Source organism: Winogradskyella sp. SYSU M77433 (assembly GCF_029911945.1).
GTDB lineage: Bacteria > Bacteroidota > Bacteroidia > Flavobacteriales > Flavobacteriaceae > Winogradskyella.
Map to the genome: position 1 here is coordinate 1 of NZ_JARYTG010000022.1, position 2,165 is coordinate 2,165.

Annotated in this window: 2 protein-coding genes; both read left to right on the plus strand. The window is 33.5% G+C overall.

The annotated features are described in order from the left end of the window. Positions 1-149 precede the first annotated feature (149 nt). Complete coding sequence (locus QGM60_RS18065) at positions 150-911, plus strand: helix-turn-helix domain-containing protein (RefSeq protein ID WP_281141641.1); 762 nt, start codon at positions 150-152, stop codon at positions 909-911. A gap of 129 nt (positions 912-1,040) precedes the next feature. Beyond that, positions 1,041-1,937, plus strand: coding sequence for a 3-hydroxyacyl-CoA dehydrogenase (locus QGM60_RS18070; protein WP_150315369.1), 897 nt, complete (start codon positions 1,041-1,043; stop codon positions 1,935-1,937). Positions 1,938-2,165 lie beyond the last annotated feature (228 nt).

The following is a 2,165-nucleotide window of genomic DNA, read 5'->3' on the forward strand; positions in this document are numbered from 1 at the left end:
TACACAAAACCGTTGTGCGTCATATAAAATAAAATCATTTGTACCAAAATCTTAAACAGATACTTTCGTTTTATGGTGTGGCTTGTGATAAGCCTTACTATATTTCTTCGGGGAAATCAATTTTTCAATTTCCCGAAAACTCGTTCCGCATGGATTTTTATTCACTGTGCATCTGTACAAGCGGAAAAATGACTATGGAAATAGATGGTAATAATTATCTTATTCAACAAAATAGTTTTCTTATTTCCGCACCATCTACCATTGTCCATTTTAGGAAGTTTAGTAAAGATTTTAAAATGAAACTTCTGTTTTTTGAAAAAAATTTCTTACTCAAAAATATTTCTAACCCATTTATTATTGAAAAAAGTGGTCTGTTTCAACAAGTTAGCTATTCCTTATTAAATGCACCCGCAAAAGACATAGAACATATATTGACCTTGCTTGATTACTTAAAACATAAAACTAAAACCCACGGAAATTTTATTGATGAAATTATTCGAAGTATTATTTTTAACATATTACTTGAAGTTGCCGAAATTACACATCGCTATGCTAACGAACCAGAAAGTAAAGACCAAGTCATTTCTACTATTTATTTGAAGTTTAGGAAACTGGTACAAGAACAAATTTTAGAACATAAAACAGTACAATTGTATGCCGACCAATTGCATATTTCTAATAAATATTTAATTGAAATAGTAAAAAAAACAAGTGGAAGAACACCGCATGAAGTCATTAATGAAATACTGCTAAAAGAAGCGTATGTACTATTGGGAAATCCTGAACTCACAGTAACTGAAATTGCATTTCAGTTACACTTCAATTCTACCTCTGCCTTTGGGCGATTCTTTAAAAAACATACCACAATTTCACCTTCACAATATAGAACAAGACAAATCATAGTTCGATAAGAATTAACGGACACAAATACCGAATTAAAGGATATATGTAAATTTAAGTATAGCCATATCTTTGTTATCATTAAATAATCAAATACTTTAACAATGAAGAAAATAACAGATAAGTTTGATTCGTTTCTTATGAATTATAAAAATATTACAGTAGCCGGAAGTGGCGTATTAGGCTATCAAATTGCTTTCCAGACGGCATTTCATGGATTTAATGTCACCGTTTATGACATTAATGATGAAGTATTGGAAAAAGCAAAAGGCAAGTTTGAAATTATGAGTTCCGCATTTAAAAGTGATTTGAATGCAAGTCAGCAACAATTGGAAGATACATATCAAAAATTAAGGTACTCATCTAATTTAGAAGAGGCTGTAAAAGATGCCGACCTGCTGATTGAAGCCGTACCGGAAAATCCGCAGATTAAAATCGGTTTTTACGAGCAGTTAGCAAAAGTTGCCCCCGCAAAAACTGTTTTTGCTACGAATTCTTCCACACTCTTACCAAGTCAGTTTGCTTCCTCTACTGGAAGACCGGAGAAATTTGTTGCCCTGCATTTCGCCAACGAAATTTGGAAACACAATACCGCAGAAATTATGGGGCATCCAACTACTTCGCACAAAGTGTTCAACGATGTGGTGGAGTTTGCAAAAAGAATTGGAATGTTGCCTTTGCCATTGCACAAAGAACAGCCCGGTTATATTCTCAATTCTTTACTTGTACCTCTTATAGGTGCTGCGTTGGATTTGTATGTGAACGAAGTGGCAGATGTGGAAACCATCGACAAAACATGGATGGTCGCAACCGGTGCACCAGTTGGACCATTTGGTATTTTGGATGTGGTAGGCGTTACAACAGCTTACAACATAAATAAAATAGCAGCCGAGAAAACACAGGATGCCAACAGGATAAAAGTGATGAAATATTTAGAAGAAAATTTCATTAATAAAAATAAATTAGGTGTGGCTACGGGTGAAGGATTTTATACATACCCAAATCCAGCTTTTCAAAAAAAGGATTTTTTGAAGTAGAAAAAATAAATCTATTATTGGAAGTTTATATTGTGTTGTTTTAGAGTTCGTTGACCAACAATTGGAATTCATGATAATAAGGATATGGTAGGCAAAGGTTTTAGCTATTTTTGAAAATGCACAATTTTCTGATTTCAACTGAATAAAAAATACGAACGCACAACAATGGCTATAAGTAATTGCTTGTTCTCGCCTACTTCTGAAAATCCTCGCGGATTTTCAGTTTGG

Excerpts from the sequence above, each read along its gene's own strand:
- QGM60_RS18065 (WP_281141641.1), top strand. The coding sequence starts at position 150 with ATGGATTTTTATTCACTGTGCATCTGTACAAGCGGAAAAATGACTATG.
- QGM60_RS18070 (WP_150315369.1), top strand. The coding sequence starts at position 1,041 with ATGAATTATAAAAATATTACAGTAGCCGGAAGTGGCGTATTAGGCTAT.